Source organism: Thermosulfurimonas sp. F29, from assembly GCF_019688735.1.
Taxonomy (GTDB): Bacteria; Desulfobacterota; Thermodesulfobacteria; order Thermodesulfobacteriales; family Thermodesulfobacteriaceae; genus Thermosulfurimonas_A.
The window spans coordinates 92904-108220 of the sequence record NZ_JAIFYA010000004.1 but is presented as its reverse complement, the minus strand read 5'-3'; the positions used below and the strand labels follow the sequence as shown (position 1 = coordinate 108220).

The following is a 15317-nucleotide window of genomic DNA, read 5'->3' as shown; positions in this document are numbered from 1 at the left end:
CCCTGTTGCCGACCGTAGTGTCCCTGTTTGCAGGCGTGGCGCTGGTCCTTTGCGGCTTATTTCTTCATTGCGGAGCGGTTTTTGCGCAGGGCGAAGCGGATCGTTTGCGGTTCGAGACGGAGGTGCGCTATGTGCGGGGAGTGATTGCGCACCGATACCTTCCGGCCCGGTGTTTGCGGGCGACTCCAGGAAGGACCAAAGAGGCCAAGATCGACCGGCTGGCCCGGGACATAGTGCGAGCGGTTTGGGAGGTGTTTACCTATGCGGGGCCGATCAAACCGGTGGAGCGTCCGGAAAGTTTGCTTGCTCTGGTGCTCGCGGTCGCGGAGAAGGAGAGCGACTTCTGTCCTACGGCAACATCGCGCCGGGGAGCGGTGGGGCTTATGCAGGTGAACTACCCCTACTGGCGGAAGCGCTATCGGACGCTTTCGGTAGAAACCCTTTATCGCCCCTACCACAATGTGCTTTTCGGAACAGGAGTGTTGCTTGATTCGATCAAACGCAAGGGGCTGGTGCGTGGGCTTTGCGAGTACCACGGCGACAGGCATTGCAGGAGGCTTTCTTATGTGGAGGAGGTGCTTGTGCGGTTCCTTGAGCATGAGCGCAACCTTGCTCGTTTAGCGAGTTTGCTTGACCTCATTGCGACCGAATCCGGGCGGGTCGGGCGCAGGGGGCGTTAGCGATGGCGGGCAGGCTACGCGGGATGTCGCGCAGACGCTACGCTAGGGAAATGTATCGAGTCAAGGAAATCATACAGGTAATTGAACGCACCGCAGGTGGAGTGGCATTTTTCGACGATCAGGACTTGGTGCTCGGGACCACGCTGGTTAGCGAGCGGGCTCGGGTTGCGATGCGGGGGAAAGATGAAGCGCTAACCTCGGAGAAAGGCTCGAAGGAGAAGCATTCGGAGGACGGACCATGAGTCTCGGCCGTTTTAAAAGAGAGATTGCGCTTTTCGGGGTGATTGGCTTGGTGGTGTGCGTAATGCTTGCGGTACTCGCGCTTCTTCTGCATGGGGGGCGTGAAGCGCGTGTGGCGATGCCCCGGCGGGTGGATGTGCCGGGGGGTGCGCCCAATCCGCACACGGAAAGTCCTGCGCTTGCCGAGGCACAAAGGAGGGAGAAGGAGCTCCTCAAGAAGGAAGGAGTGTTGCTCAACCTGCTTCAAGCGGGCGAGAAGGAGACCGCCAAGCGCGGGGGAGGGGAGGGCACTAAGAAAGCGGAGAAAGCGACGCAGGCATTGCTCATACCGATCCGGGAGGGAGCGGCGAAAGAAGAGACGATAATGAGTCCCGCGGAGCGGTTGGCGCAGGCGGAGCGGGCGTTTTGGTGGCGGATGTACTGGGAGCGGGGACAACGCGTCGAATGGCGCAAGCCGGTTCTTTTCGGCGGGTTTGCCGTGCAAATGCCGTTTCCAAAGGAAAACACAAAGGAAAAGAGCGCTTCCAGCGGTGTTCCCGTGAGGCGCATTGCGAGCGGGGGTTCCGGGCGTATCGTCTCCGGCGGCAGGCGAATGCGGTTCAGACCGTACTGTCTTTTCGGGGGCGAGGTAATGCAAAATGCTCTGGTCATACAGGGACAGAAGAGCCTTCTTCGTTTCAGAGTGATCGAGCCGAACAACTGTGCCGGCGTACCCGTGGGAAGCGTGGTGGTCGGTGAAGCCACGGTCAATCCCGCACGGATGAGGGCCATTGTGCGCCTCACACGGTTGATCACGCCTTCGGGCAAAGTTATTCCCGTACGAGGAAGGGTCTACGGAGTGGACGGCGTCGAGGGGATCGCCTCGCGGGTGAAACGGTACGACCGGGCGCTTTTTCTGGTGAGGGCTTTGGAGAGAGCATTCTCCGCCGGGCTTCGGGCGAGCCGGGAGGACACCGAAACGGTGACCGGCTATGAGTGGGGTTCGGTTACGGTTAAGCAGAAGTCCGAGGATCGTCTGAAGGAGGCCTTGAAAGAAGGGGGGGCGACTTTCTTCGATGTGGTTTCGGGGTTGCCTGAGAGGGAGCTGAGCAAGAAGCCCGCTTATGTGGTGGAAGTGGATGAGGGGTTGCCGGTGAGGATCATGCTTGAGGAGAACGGCAATGGCTAAGCGGAAGAATGTGGACCTGAGGGGGCCCGAAGCGGTGATACCCGATGTGGTGCGTTCGCTCGAGCGGTCGCTCAGGCGTGCTTACTTGGCGCTGGCGGTGGTGGGGGTGGCCTTTCTGGTGCTCGGGATGGTCGGCGCGGTCGGGCTGGTGCGTCTCTGGACGCTTGAACGCAAGCCGCAACTTTTCGCGCTTTCACCGTCGGGGTTCCCCATTCCGGTGGCGAGCTATCGCGATCGGGTGTATCAGACGGAGATTAAGGCTTTCGTGCGCGAGGCGGTGGAGAGGGCTTTTTCGGTTTCCTATGACGAGTTTCTGACGCAGGAGGGTTGGCGACAGTATGCGATGCGGATTGCGCCGTTTTTCGATCGGAAGTACCTGAATGTTTTTCTGCGGGGACTTCAGGCGGGTCTCGCCCGGGAGATGGTGCGGCGGCGTGTGGTGATTGCGGCTGAAGTGGTGCCGCCCGTTGAGGTGACCAAGGATCAGAAAACCGGGGACTTTCTCATTTTGGCACGGCTTGCGTGGAGCGAGCGCAGTCCGGTCGGCGTGGCCCGTAGCGTACGCGCTTTCGTCTTCCGCATACGCAAAACCGAGCGCACCGAGGAGAACCCGTGGGGATTGCGCATTGTCGAGCTGAGGCAGGTGGGTAGTGGGGGGTAGGTCTGGGATTTCTACGGGGAGAGGGGAAGGGGCAGGCTACTTTCCAGCAAAAAAGCGGGAAAAGGAGGGCGATATGTTCATCGGGAGAATCTCCTTTAACGGGGTGGTGGAGAGGGAGGCGGAGCGGATGCAAAGGGAGGGGAAGGCACCCGATGAGGCTCGCAGGGAAGCTTTGCGGCGGGTGAGGCGCGGCGTGATTGCGGCTCTCACCGGGGCGATGCTCGCGGTGGGGACTGCCGTGGGCGGCGCCAAACCGGCTTCGGCCATGACCTTTGAGGAGCTGTTCAACAAGATCAAGCAGGCCCACATCGGACCGGCCGTGGGCGCGGCCGCTGGGGCGATGCTTACCAAAAAAGATGCGAGCGACTTTGAAAAGGGATTGGCCGCTTTCATCGGAGCCGCCGTCGGACAGGTGGCCGAGGACATTCTGTCGCCTGCCGGTGCGAACACTTCTACCGGCGCGAGACGCGGCGTAGGCGCCTGTCGCAAGGTGCTCACGCGGGTCTACGAAAACGGACGCATGGTAACCGAGCGGGTGCGCGAGGTTTGCGAAGCCAGAACGCAGTTTCAGAGCTACGACATTCCCGGCGAACATGTTATCGTCCGGACCGGTTCCTCTCCTTCGTACTGATTCTGCTTCACTCGTTTGCGGAAGCGGGAAACAGGCAAAGGCCGGGCCGATCAGCCCGGCCTTTGCCCTCTGCGTGTCTTATCGATAAGTTTTAAGCAAACTCTTATCGATAAGTTTTGCCCTAAAACTTATCGATAGGACTAAAGCTCCTCGATGAGCTTCCAGTTCACGATGCCGTCGGGGTGTGTCCCTTTGGGTTTGAAATCGAAGCCCATGGGGGTCTTTTTACGAAAAATCACCACCGAGGGGTCTCCGGCCGGCACATAGCCCCTAGTGGAGGACTCCACCACTTCCCCGGGCACTTTTACGGCGCAGATGTCGAAGGGGCACACCTGAAACAGCTCCACATGGAGTACGCCGTCCTTGCGCTTGATCAGATCGGGGGGCACCTTCCATTGAAAGGTCGCCTCGATGAAGCGGGGATTGCCGGTGCGTTTGTAAGGTCCGGCTTTTATCGCAACCCCCGCCCTGCGGTAGCGCTCTACAAATGTTTGCAGGTCTCTGTTGAAGGGTCCCACCATGATCCGGCAAAGCGGGTGGCAATCGGTCCGCAAACGCCCCTCAATCCAGTACTCCCCGGGGCCTCTCACGCTAAAGGCCACATTCAGCACCCCAGGGAGCCAATCCGGCGCGGGCGCACCCGGCAAACCGCGGCTGGCGGTCGTAATCTCTCCCTTGGTACCGGTGCGCCCGACGCCGACGGACACGCACCCGGCGGCCGCAAGCATCACAACCAGGGCCATTCCCCATACTCTCCACATGCTCGCTTTTCTCATGGCCATCACCTCCGTCTTTTTGTTTTTCGTGTTCGTCCGTGCTTATTGTAGCGGAACGGTCACCCGCGCACCAAGACCGCAAACGCCTTGCGATACAAAGGATTGACGCTTAAGTCGTTTCGGAAGCGCATCACGCGGAAAAATGTCTCCTGTGGACGGGCTAGTTTGCCAGAAGGAAGGAGGTGCATTGCGAATTCTCAAGAGGAGGGTAGGGGACATGAGCGAAAAAAAACTCATGGATGTGGAACAGGAACAGCTCCTCAGAGAGGTTGCGGAGGAGGAAGAGGAGACGGAAGAGGCCGATGAGGGACTTTACGATGAAGAAGGCGAAGTCGAAGAGACTCATTCCGCTCCCGCGAAGAAAGCCGGTTTCGGGGGCCTTCTTGGAGTGCTCGATGCCTTCCCGGGTGGAAAAAAGCTGGTGCTCGGTCTTTTCGCCGGGATCATGGGGCTTTCCGTTGTTGGGGGGGCGTTTTACGCCTTTTTAGCGGGTGGCTCCGAAAAGAGCAATGTCCCGCAGGCAATGCGCACCCTGACGCATGCTCCTGCGACTTCTCAATTTGCCCGGGAGCATACGCCTCTTCCGGCGCCTTCTGGTTCTTCCGCAAAAGTCCGCTTCCCTTCCGAAACCAAAACATCGTCTCTTATAACGCATCGGTCCGCGCAAAGCGTTTCCGCGACGACGGGGAACGGGACTAAGACATCCCTTCGTCCATCAGCTTCCTCGGGGATCGTTCCGCGGGGAAGGGGAGGAGAGGTTCCGCTTTCGCATGCGGGGGTTGCCTTTCGGGAAAAAGGGGGAAGGCGTGCTTCTTCCTCTAGCGCTTCCGCATCCGCATCGGCATTCGCATCGGCAAGACAACCGGAAGTCAGCGAGGCCGAAAGGTTGCTTCGGGCCAATCCCTTTCTCTCCGAGGACTTGCGCAGGGTGCTTGAGCGGGCTGTGGACCGCATAGTGGCGGAGAAGCTTGCCGAGGAGCGGCGCAGGTTGCGTGAGGAAGTGCGGGGAAGGGTCTCTTCTGAGGCGGAGGGGCGTGTCCACATTGGTGTCAATGTGGGCGACAAAGAGAAGGGGAAAAAACAGAAGAAGACCAAGGAGGAGAACCACCATTACCGCGTGCCTTCGGCGGTGGTGATACGGGGCATTCTGGAAGACGCCGGTCAGGTGACATTGGTGCTCGACGACGGATCGTTCATCTTTGAAGGGGCGCCTTACGGCGAAGGACGCGTCGTTGCGGTCGACCGCGGTGGGTTTACGGTGCGGTTTCCGAACGGCAAAGAGGAGCGGATCAAAGCCGTGCTGGCGTTGCCTGAAGCGGCTCCCAGGGAAAATACCGTGGCCGCGACAGCCGCGGTTGCGGGTGCGGGGTCCGTCGTTCAGGAGTGACGAAGGAAGACGGGGCGTCGGGAGCAAAGGACAAAGGAGGGTGCGCATGAGCCTTGCGATGCTCCTGAGGGAGTTTTCCGAGGAAAAAGGGCTCGACTACGACCGCGTGGTGGAGGAAGCCGCTCGCATCGGTGCGCCCCCGCTCGAGGTGCTGGTGCGGGTGGAGAAGGTGACGGATTACGCCGAGGTGGCCGAGTACATCAGTCGGCGAAGCGGGATTCCTTTGCGCAAAAGCGGTATCGTGGCCGAACGGTCGTACTGGTATGTGCGGTTTTCGGACGGAGCGGTGGGGATCTTCGACCCGGAAATGGCCGATGACGCCAGACGCGTTTTCCCGGGAGCGGAGATCTACATTGTGCCGTACTACTTTTTCGCGGGAGGCGGCGAAGAGAAGGAAGGGTATGTCGGTCGTTTCATTCGCATTGTGAAGGCGGCCCTCGCCATGGGGGCCACGGATATCCACTTCGAAGTGCGCGATTACGGAGTGGAGCTTCGCTACCGGATTCTCGGCGATATGGTCAAGGCGGAAACCCTGAGCCTTGCCGAGGGGCGTGTCCTGCAACAAGTCGTAAAGAACATGGCTCAAAAGGACACTCCCAACCTGAATGTGGAGGAGTGGCGTCTCACGCAGGACGCTCGCATTGTGCTTTCCGATCTCGGGCTCGACCTGCGCCTTGCCTTCACTCCATCTCTGGTGGACGGATACCAGAACCTGGTCATCCGCATCCTCTACCGGGAGACCTCGCGCGTGAAAGGGCCCGAGTCGATCGAGGCTTTGGGCTTCATGCCGGAAGATGTGGAGGTGCTCCTCAGGGCGATCGGACGGCGCGAGGGATTCGTGATCGTATCCGGGGCCACGGGTTCTGGTAAAAGTCGCACATTGAACACTTTGCTCGCTCTTGTTCCCTCCACGCGCAAGGTGCTCACCGTGGAGGACCCGGTGGAGTACCAGGTGGAGAACGCCGTTCAGCACCAGGTGTTCGAGTTCCGCAAGGAAAACGAGTTCGTTCGGGTGGACTTCCTCGACTATGTGCGGGAGTTCATGCGGCAGGATCCGGATGTGATCTTCGTCGGTGAGTGGCGAAAGCATCCCGAGCTCACCGAAGCCATGCTTTACGCGGTTGAGACCGGACACCTTGTGCTCACCACGCTTCATGCCTCTCGGGTGGTGACGGTTCCGAACCTTCTCATCCGCCAGTATCGGCTCGCTCCCGAGGACCTAGCGAACGGCATCATTCTTGTTCTGAATCAGCGGCTTTTAAAGCGAGTTTGTCCGAACTGCGCCGTGGAGCGCAAGGTGACCGCGGAGGACCTCGTTTTTGTAGACCACCTGCGTTTCATGGACAGGGAGCGCCTGCGCGACCTCGAAGGCAGGGCCCTCGCTTTCCCCAACCGGGAGGGGTGCGCGGAGTGTCGAATTGTTCATCCCGAAACGGGGCGGGTGATGAGCGCCGGGTTCGCCGGGCGCACGGTGATCTATGAGTACCTCGAATTTCAGAAGGAGGAGCGCGAGCTGGTGCTCGAGACCACAAGCGCCCTCAAGTTCGAGGAACACCTTTTGCGCAGAGCGGCCTGCGCCCGTTCTTTTGTGGATGTGGCCTTGAAAAAACTTGAGGCCGGGGAGATAGACCTCGGGAGTGCCTTTGCGGTCCTCCTTTAAGCCGCCGTCATGCTGAACCGCGCCCGCTATGAGGAAATAGCCCTCGAGCTGATGGTCTCGGCGCTCAAGACCCGACGCGGGGCGCGCGTGCTCGAGGAGGCCACCGAAATGGCCTACCGTCGGGGCAAGCGGCGTCTCGCGGAAATGCTTTCGCAGGTGGCTGTTTTGATTGGGGGAGGGCACACCCTTTGCGACGCCTTTTATTATGCGGGGTTTCTCTCGGAAAAGGTCTACCGTCCCCTCAAGGTGATTGAGGAGCGTAACGCTCTCACCGCGGAAATGGTGGAACGGTTTTTGAGCGATCTGCGGGAAAGAAAGCGCATTGTGTCCGGTCTCATACCGACGCTGGTCATGCCCTTCACCCTGATGGTTTTCGCGGCCGGGGCGGCGGTTTTCATGGCCGGTCAGGTGCGCGAGGTGATTCTGGGGTTTTACGAAACCGGACGGCCCTGGTATGTGGACCTCTACCTGAGGCTCAGCGCTTCCACGCCGGTCTTCTTCCTCCTGTTGCTCGGCGTTTCGGGCGCTTTGCTCGGGATTTCTCTCTGGGGACTTTTCAGAAAGGTCGGCGCTCTGGACTTCGCGGTGTATCGGATTGCCTCGCTGGTGGCTTCCCTCGCCGAAAGCAACGCTTCTTATCAGGAAATCTTCACTCTGCTCGCCGCGGAGGAGAAGGGGCGTATGCGAGAGATCCTCGAGACGGTGGCCGAGGAGGCCCGGTTCCAGGCCATTGGCCAGGCCCTTTCCTCCTTTTACGAATTGCTCGGAGTCTCTGAGGCTCTCATCCTGCGGGATTACCTCTCCCGCGGGGAAGACTCCCGGGGATGGCGCTACCTCCAGGAGGTTTACCGCGAACGATCTCTCATGAAGAGCCGCACCATGGCCGAAGTGGCTCCGCTCTTCGCTTACATCGGGGTGGCGGTGTGTCTGGCTGTAGCTCTCGCGCCGCTTGCATTCCTCATGACGCGGTTCTTTCAGCTCTTTTAGCCGGAAAAGGAATGCACGAGGAGGCACTAGGGCGTCCTCAAGGACGCCTTGACAGGATTTCCTTCTTCTAGTATGGAGAAAACGATGCGTCCTTCGGGACGCGAGAGGGGAGGGGGATATGCGAAGCGAGAAGCCGGTCTCGGGTTTCCATCATTTGATCGCCTGCTCGATCCTTTTTGCTCTTCTCTCCCTCGCATTCGCTTGGAGTCAGACGGCGTATGCTTCCGAGTTCGGCGTGGGTGTTTACGGGAGCTATGTCCGGTGGGAGGAGGGAGGTGGCGATGTGGACGAACGGAGCCTGCGCGGAGGCGTTTATGCCGATTTGGTGACAGGGTTGCCTTTCGGGTTGGGACTGAACCTCAGAGGGGAAGCTTATGCCGGACAAAGCGACTACGACGGACAATACTGGAGCGGACAACCTGTTTCCGGCACGGGAGATCACAGCGGCTGGCGCATCCGAGTTTCCCTCGAGCGTGGCGTGAATCTCGGAGCAATGCGACTTGCGGCTTTCATCGGAGCGGAGTTCGAGCGTTGGCGCCGCGATCTTTCGGACGAACCGGGGGGATATGAGGAAGTGTGGATCACGCGCACCTTGCTCGCAGGTTTCCGCGTGGTGGGGCGTGCTTTTTCGCTCGGGCGGCTGGGTTTCGAGGTCTTTTACGGGGAAGGGGATACCGACCTCGAAGCGAGGCTTTCAGAGGTCGCGCCCGGTTCAGGGAACGCCGACCTCGAACCGGATGGTCCCCGGTGCTGGGGTGCGGAGCTTTTCTGGAAGGTGGGGTTTTTCGAGGCGTCGGTTTTCTGGCGGGCGCGCGAGTGGAGCGCTTCGGACGGAGAAACCGTTTTCGTCGGCGGCATGCCCGTGGAGATCTGGCAACCGAAGAGTCGTGAGGAAGCCGTCGGTGTGCGCATCGGAATGCGGTTCTGACGGTTTTGGGTGTGCCCGGTGTTCGGTGGGAGGCGTTTGCAACCGATGCGACGGGTGACGCTCCCGATGAATGCCGGCAAGGACCTTGAAGGAGGCCCTGAGAGAACTTTCCTCAAAAAGCCAAGCGCTCTTTTCGTCAGGAGGGGCGAGGAGGATGTATTGCGTGAGGTGCCCCAGTTCGTGAAAGAGGGGGCGCACTCTCTCTATCGTTCCCGCCGTCGAGCCGGAGTGATGCATGCTTGGTTTTTCCGGCAGGTACACCACCGCTTGACCGTCACCTCGCACTTCGAGCCGGGGGGAAGCATCCGTGCGTATGACTATTCGGTACACGGGGTAAGGGTGGTGGCGCATCATTTCTCGGAAGAGCATGAGGTACTTCCAGACCATGGAGCGCGTAATTGCTTCGAAGGAAGCCGCCCCGCGCATGAGGGCCCACACCTCTCCGGCGACCGCAATCCCGTAAACCGTACCCAGCTCGAGGTAACCCTCGGGTTCGGGCATACGCGACCTCCCTTATCCGACCCCTGCAAAAAGATAGCCGTGGGAAGCATCGGGGAGGTTCTATTCCCCGAAAAATACCACCGAAGGGAGGGAGTCTATGCACACCAGCGCGCACCCCGCCGTTCTTTTGCAGGTGTCCGGTCCCAATCGCACCGAACAATTGCTTCGTTTCTTCGGTCGCATTCTCGGGCTTTATCGACTCACGGATCGGTATTCGGAGGAACAGGTCGAAAAACTTTCCTGGGAGGAGCGTCGAGCTCATGCGGAGGGACCCCCGAGACCCGAGCAAAGGCTCTTTTTCCGCGTTTACCTCGAGGCGGTACGGGATGCTTATCGCACTTTCGACGCCGGGAAAGGGGCTTTCCGGAGCGCGGCCTGGGGGCTTCAGCAAAAGGTGATGAAAGGCACCCTTACCGAGAAAACCCGTTCTCTTTATGAGCGGCGTCTATGCGAGGCGTTGCTCCCCATGGTGGAGGAGATTCTCTGGTTTCGCAACGGGCAGGGTCGAAAAGTGGTGTATCTTTGGGAGTGGGGGCGGCTTTCGAATGACCGCCTTGACTTTTCGGACGAATTTTCGCGTCTTGCGAGCGACTACCTCATTGCTGATCTCTGCGATCGGATACCTTTTCTAAGCAAGTACATCTCCCGGGACTGGCTCCTGCGGACCATTGCCTCCGCCAGAGACGCGTCTCCCGAGGAAGCCGAGCGCATTACTTCGCTTATCGCCGAACGCTTTGCGGACAGCGTGGTCGCGGATGTCTGCCTGCGCAAAACCGCACATCGCCGCACCCGTGCATCTAAACGCAGGAAGGTTTCCGTTTCCGCAACACCTTTGCCGGCCTGAGATGTCCTGACCGAACTGTTTGGCTTCTCGAAAAGCCATCCCCGAGGAAGGCTAAGTTTCAACTCCCGGAGAAAAAAACGATTCCTCGGGGAGGTGTGACCTATGCTGACCGCAAAGTGCAGGGACGGACGAAAGCGTGGACGAAAGCGTTGTTGCGGGTTTAGCGTGTTCGACATTCTGGTGTGGATCTTTCTCGTGGCTTCGTTTGTGGCGATTATTTTCAATGTGGTGTGGCCCCGGGTGCAGGCGTGGAAGATCAAAAGCACCATCAGCTCGGAGTTCTCCGCCATTATGGCGGGTCTCGAGAACTACTACCAGTCCAACTATGCGTACCCTGCGGGCAACGGTTGGGGATGGAATGTGAATGAGGCTTATGTGCCGCAGGATGTGATCAACAAAGGGTGGCAATACCAGTGTGCGGCGAACACCATGGTGATTACCACACCGCCCATCACCAGCGCCAAGGCTCGCACGGCGCTTGCCGCGGAGTTTCAGCGTCCCTGCGACGCGGTCTTCCAGAGCGGAACGAGCCTTGTTTGCCAGTTAAACGACCGTCCTTGCCGGTAAACACCGCATGCGGTTATGGGCGGTGAGAGGGAGTGGCAACACGAAATGCGCAGACGCCGCGAGAAGGGGTTCGTTGTAACCGTCTTGCTTCTCCTCGTGGGCGCCATGCTCCTCACCGTGTTCGCGGTGTCCCAGCGGTGGTACCCGCTCAAGGCGCATCTTGCGGCGGAGGCCTTTCGCAGGGAAACGCCGATTCCGATGCCCGCGGAGAGCCGTCCCATCGTAGTGGAGGAGGCGGAACGCACTCTGATCAGGGTCTGCGAGATGTTACGGGCGTTGGTGATCAAGTGTCAGGAATGCTATGCCACCGGACGCACCTTCTGCCCGTACCCGACTGATGCCTTTTGTTCTTCGGCGCGGGGTTTCTCGCTTTCGAGTCCTCTTTACTGGGCGTTTCTGCCCAACGCTTCCGGTTCCCTTTCCGAGGTGTTCACGCAGGGAGGGGCGCTTGCTCCGTCTGCGCTCACTAATGTGAGTCAGCTTCCTTTGGTGGGACGGTACTGGATCCGCACGCAGGTGGCGCAGGCGGACTGGACCGGATTGCGTTATGTGCGACCCGGCAATACTGGCGCCGACCCCTGCGCGGTCGACGGGGTGGTGACCAGGTGATGAAGGTACGGTGCGCGGAGGACGAGAAGCAACGCAGACTGGGGTTTTCGGTCTACGAGATCATGCTCGCAATGTTTTTTCTTGCCGCGCTTGTGCCGATCGTCAAGCTCGCCGTGGACACGCAGGAGCGGAACCGCCGGTTCCGAATTACGCAGGAGCGCATCAAGGCCATCGGCGAGGCGGTCCGCTCGGTGATGTTCGCGAACCAGAAGTACGCCGAAGACAATTGCTACGGATGGGGCGAGGCGGGAGACCCCACCTGTTCGGTGCTCGCCCTTACTCCAGAGGTGACCGGATCCTCGGGTACGGTGCTGGTCTTCCACACCTTCGATGCGGACGCTTTAAATGCTCTTGCCGCCGTGGGATGCGAGGTGCGGGGTTCCCCTCCTGACTTCCAGGTGCGCTGTTACGACGGGTTCGGACGCCTGATGACCTATGCGGTCACGAACGGCCATCAGCGAGGCACACCCTACCTCGCTCCCTACTACGGACGGATACCCACCCTTGAGGTGTGGGCCTCGGGTGGGTTTCATGTGATTTTCACCTATGACGATGTGGTGCGTCACTTCCTAGCGCTTTCGCGGTCAAAGCTCACCGAATGGGGAAGAGCTCTCCAGTCCTTCGTGCGCCTGCGGCGCAATGCGGAGCTCGCCAATGTGTGCGGCACCGCGGCCACTTCCGCAAACGACCCTCCCGGAGGGCTCGGGTCGTGGGATGATGCGGTCGTGCCCTGGGTGTGGAAGGTGGTCTCCCTCAATCCGACCCGGCTCTGTTCCGGCGTTGAGGATACTGCATCCGGGTGCGGGTGCCTGAACCACACTTCCCTCGCCGCTTGGGAGGTTTCCCCGAACTACTGTACGGTCGACCAAGCGATCGAGATGCAAAGGGTGCTTAGTGCCCTGGGACTTGGAACCGCCTACCGGGTGGACGGGTTCGGCAACGCCATCACCTTTGTGCCCTTGGCTGACGCGAACGGAAATCCTGTAGGGTGCCCCCCACCTCGTCCGCAACCAAACTATCCCGTGGCCGGCTTGGTGTTACCGAAGAGCCGCATAGGGGTGTACGATGCGCTGAATGCTCGCTGGGCTATCTATTGGGATGTGAGTTATGAGTAAGCGCGGAGGAGAAAGGCATGCCCCTCATTCCCGAGGTAAGAGAAATTCTCAGCGGAACGGTCGCTTCTTTCAGGGGGAATGCCCCTGAGGAGGTGCTAGCTTACTGGCGGGACCCCCTTGGGGAGTATGTGTTCTTTAGAGGAGCGGACGGGAATCTCTACCTGACCATAAACGGCGGGTTGCAGTTTTCCACGCTGGATGAGCGTCGCTACCATGAAGCGCTTTTCGGTTTACCCGCTCTGCTGGAGCCGGTTCAGGGTGAGGGCCCCGTTCGGGCAAAGCCGAAGGACCGTCCGCTTCAGGTGCTCGTTTGCGGGGGCGGAGACGGCCTCGGTGTTCGAACCCTGCTCGAGCTCGAGCGCAGGGGAATGATTTCGCTTGCGGGGATCACCTTGGTGGACATATCCGAGTATATGCTCTTTTTCGCAAGCACGCACCCGGTTATGCGTGCCCTGAACGGAGAAAGCCTGCGACATCCCCTAGTGAGGGTTGAGGTGGGCGATGCCCACGCTTACCTCGCTTCCAAGGGAGAGAGATTCGATCTCATTGTGCTCGACTACCCGGACCCGAGCCTGGAACCCTCCGATCAGGTGAACCGGCTCTTCACCGTCGAGCACTACCGGATGGTGCGGGCGCGTCTGGCGCCGGGTGGCATAGTGAGCGTGCAGGCCACTTCGGTCTGGCACTCACCCAATGTCTTCCGGAAGGTCATGCTCACCCTGCAGGAGGCGGGGTTCGGCCTTCTTTTACCCTTGAGGCTTCCCATGCCGAGCATGGGCGATGTGGGAATCATTTACGCATCGGAGACCGGCGAACGGTTTGTTTTTGCGGCCGAACCGACCGGGACCTTCGTAAGGGAGGGCGCGCGTTTTGCGGCGCTTACCGCCTTTCTCGCCGACGAACTTCCCACTTTGCCTGATGAGGAGCTTGCGCGCATCCCCATCTGGGGCGTCGTGGGATACGACCTTAGGGTGCGCAGAATGGCCGTGAGCGAGCCCGGCAGGTTCGGGGTTGGGTGCTCCGTAGCTTTGCAGGAGCGGCCGTTCGCCTCCGGGACGGCCGGTAATGGATAGTGAAAAGCGCGGTTGGCGGCGAACGAAGTTAAAACCGGGGAGGTGAGAGAGTGGCTCGGGGAGACGAGTTCTTGGTGGATCAGTTACGGTTCTGGAATGCGGAGATATACCCGGTCATGGTGGACGGGGTTCTTGAGGAATGGGTGGACTACAGCCTGCCGCGCATGGTGCGGGAGTTCGGCTCGGACGAGCCGTTTTCGGTGATAAGCAACTTCTCGCAGGCCACCTTCTCGGTGCTCGAAACGCCCGGGGGCTTCACCGACCCTTCACGCTTCTATGCGGGCTTTTTCACCAAAAGTTCGCGCGAAGATGTGGAGTTTTTCGGAGAAATGCTTGAGGCTTTTCTGGGGATGGATGAGGAGGAAGTGATGGCTCTGCTCGCCGCGGACGCAATACGGGCCTTGCGCCAGATCTCAGGCGGTGTCCCGTCTTCCGGGAAGGAGCGCCGGGCGGAGGATGAGGTTCTCATCGCCGCGGTGAGGGGGCTTGGGCTTGGTGTGGATGTGATGGCCGGTGAAAAGAGGGTTTATGTGCTTCTTCGCGGGGAAGGCGGAAGCGGGCGGGAGGATGATCGGGACTGGTCCGCCTATGTGCTTTGCGGCTGGACCTTTTCTTGGAACGGGACGCTTGTGGAGCGCAAGGTGTACCGCAAGGAGGAGAAGCGGTTCGTGCGGGCTCGTGGCGAGCGCGGTGAGCGCGAGCAGGTGGATGTGCATCTTTCCGGTGAGGAGGCTTGGGAAAAGGCTGTCGGTCTCGGGTTGAACGCCGTCACGCTGGGGGTGGTAAGACGCGTGCTCGACTCGGGGCTCTTCCGCTTGGACACGATTTCTCTTTCGAGGGAAAGGGGAACCGCGCTTTACTTTGATTAACAAGGCCCAAACCTTTTTGACCGGGAGGGTGCGAGATGGCGAAAGAAACGGCGGCTCGTCGGGACCGGCGAGAACCGGGGAATGCCTCGAGGGGTCGTCGTGGCGAGTTTGAGGATCTCTTTGAGGATACCTATGCGGACAATGCCGGCGGGGAGACTTCCGGCGCGGGGAGCAATCCCGTGGAGGTCGCCATGCGCGTGGCCGAGGAGGTCGACCTTTTCGGAGAGAGAGAGTTGCACGAGCGTTCCGCCATGGAAAGCGTACCCTACCGCGGGGTGACCTTTCTCATCAATGTGCGTTACCGTCCGGCGGAGATGGACCCTTGGCAGGTGGGGAATGCGCTTTTGCGTATAGCCAGGGCGCTGGGGCTTACCCCTTTTCCCGAAACCCTGCGCGTGGTTACCTTCCCTGTGAAGGAGGGATACCTTGCGGCCTCGGCCTCGCTCATCCTGATGGAGAGTCACATCAATGCGAGCACTTGGCCGGAAAGAGGACTCCTCCGGCTTGAGGTGTCTTCCTGCCGGAAGATCGAGCGCGAGCTCATGGAACGGGTGCTCTCCACCCTTTTCGGAGAGGGTCATTACGAGCTCGAGGCTCGCGCTTGGGTGGAGGATTGAAGCG

At 60.1% G+C, this 15317-nt stretch carries 17 protein-coding genes; 16 read left to right on the top strand and 1 reads right to left on the bottom strand.

The genetic code is table 11. The features are described 5' to 3' along the window. Positions 1 to 5: 5 nt before the first annotated feature. The 5 genes from K3767_RS11520 to K3767_RS11500 all read left to right on the top strand — a co-directional run bounded on the left by K3767_RS11520 (position 6) and on the right by K3767_RS11500 (position 3380). Entirely contained in the window at positions 6 to 680 is a 675-nt protein-coding gene (locus K3767_RS11520) for a transglycosylase SLT domain-containing protein (RefSeq protein ID WP_221173744.1), read from the top strand. Positions 681 to 682: 2 nt separating this feature from the next. After that, positions 683 to 922, top strand: coding sequence for a hypothetical protein (locus K3767_RS11515; RefSeq protein WP_221173743.1), 240 nt, complete (start codon positions 683 to 685; stop codon positions 920 to 922). Further along, positions 919 to 2088: a conjugative transposon protein TraM gene (locus tag K3767_RS11510; protein WP_221173742.1), complete on the top strand. Its 1170-nt coding sequence runs from the start codon at positions 919 to 921 to the stop codon at positions 2086 to 2088. Before K3767_RS11515 ends, K3767_RS11510 begins: the two co-directional genes overlap by 4 nt. Then, positions 2081 to 2749 carry a hypothetical protein gene (locus K3767_RS11505; protein WP_221173741.1) on the top strand — a complete coding sequence of 223 codons (669 nt, stop codon included), beginning with the start codon at positions 2081 to 2083 and terminating at the stop codon, positions 2747 to 2749. Before K3767_RS11510 ends, K3767_RS11505 begins: the two co-directional genes overlap by 8 nt. 73 nt (positions 2750 to 2822) lie before the next feature. After that, entirely contained in the window at positions 2823 to 3380 is a 558-nt protein-coding gene (locus K3767_RS11500) for a hypothetical protein (RefSeq protein WP_221173740.1), read from the top strand. A gap of 140 nt (positions 3381 to 3520) precedes the next feature. Here K3767_RS11500 and K3767_RS11495 read toward each other — a convergent pair whose 3' ends face one another. After that, complete coding sequence (locus tag K3767_RS11495) at positions 3521 to 4156, bottom strand: hypothetical protein (RefSeq protein ID WP_221173739.1); 636 nt, start codon at positions 4154 to 4156, stop codon at positions 3521 to 3523. 217 nt (positions 4157 to 4373) lie between these two features. Between K3767_RS11495 and K3767_RS11490 the strand changes: the two genes are divergently transcribed. The 11 genes from K3767_RS11490 to K3767_RS11440 all read left to right on the top strand — a co-directional run bounded on the left by K3767_RS11490 (position 4374) and on the right by K3767_RS11440 (position 15313). Beyond that, positions 4374 to 5543, top strand: coding sequence for a hypothetical protein (locus K3767_RS11490; protein WP_221173738.1), 1170 nt, complete (start codon positions 4374 to 4376; stop codon positions 5541 to 5543). A 46-nt stretch (positions 5544 to 5589) separates the two neighbouring features. Beyond that, a complete protein-coding gene (locus tag K3767_RS11485) occupies positions 5590 to 7203 on the top strand; it encodes a GspE/PulE family protein (RefSeq protein ID WP_221173737.1) in 1614 nt (537 codons plus the stop codon). Positions 7204 to 7212: 9 nt separating this feature from the next. Next, positions 7213 to 8190, top strand: a complete 978-nt coding sequence (locus K3767_RS11480) for a hypothetical protein (protein ID WP_221173736.1) — start codon at positions 7213 to 7215, stop codon at positions 8188 to 8190. Positions 8191 to 8308: 118 nt separating this feature from the next. Continuing rightward, on the top strand, positions 8309 to 9118 hold the full coding sequence (locus K3767_RS11475) for a hypothetical protein (RefSeq protein WP_221173735.1): 810 nt from the start codon (positions 8309 to 8311) through the stop codon (positions 9116 to 9118). A gap of 598 nt (positions 9119 to 9716) precedes the next feature. Further along, a complete protein-coding gene (locus tag K3767_RS11470) occupies positions 9717 to 10463 on the top strand; it encodes a hypothetical protein (RefSeq protein ID WP_221173734.1) in 747 nt (248 codons plus the stop codon). 102 nt (positions 10464 to 10565) lie between these two features. Beyond that, the gene (locus tag K3767_RS11465) at positions 10566 to 11030 is read left to right on the top strand and encodes a hypothetical protein (protein ID WP_221173733.1); all 465 of its coding nucleotides are present in this window, start codon (positions 10566 to 10568) and stop codon (positions 11028 to 11030) included. Positions 11031 to 11075: 45 nt separating this feature from the next. Then, the gene (locus tag K3767_RS11460; RefSeq protein WP_221173732.1) at positions 11076 to 11639 is read left to right on the top strand and encodes a hypothetical protein; all 564 of its coding nucleotides are present in this window, start codon (positions 11076 to 11078) and stop codon (positions 11637 to 11639) included. After that, entirely contained in the window at positions 11639 to 12754 is a 1116-nt protein-coding gene (locus tag K3767_RS11455) for a hypothetical protein (protein WP_221173731.1), read from the top strand. The genes K3767_RS11460 and K3767_RS11455 overlap by 1 nt, the downstream gene beginning before the upstream one ends. Positions 12755 to 12771: 17 nt before the next feature. Continuing rightward, positions 12772 to 13827 carry a spermidine synthase gene (locus K3767_RS11450; protein ID WP_221173730.1) on the top strand — a complete coding sequence of 352 codons (1056 nt, stop codon included), beginning with the start codon at positions 12772 to 12774 and terminating at the stop codon, positions 13825 to 13827. A gap of 50 nt (positions 13828 to 13877) precedes the next feature. Next, positions 13878 to 14696, top strand: a complete 819-nt coding sequence (locus tag K3767_RS11445) for a hypothetical protein (protein ID WP_221173729.1) — start codon at positions 13878 to 13880, stop codon at positions 14694 to 14696. A 35-nt stretch (positions 14697 to 14731) separates the two neighbouring features. Next, positions 14732 to 15313, top strand: coding sequence for an S-adenosylmethionine decarboxylase (locus K3767_RS11440; RefSeq protein WP_221173728.1), 582 nt, complete (start codon positions 14732 to 14734; stop codon positions 15311 to 15313). Positions 15314 to 15317: the final 4 nt, after the last annotated feature.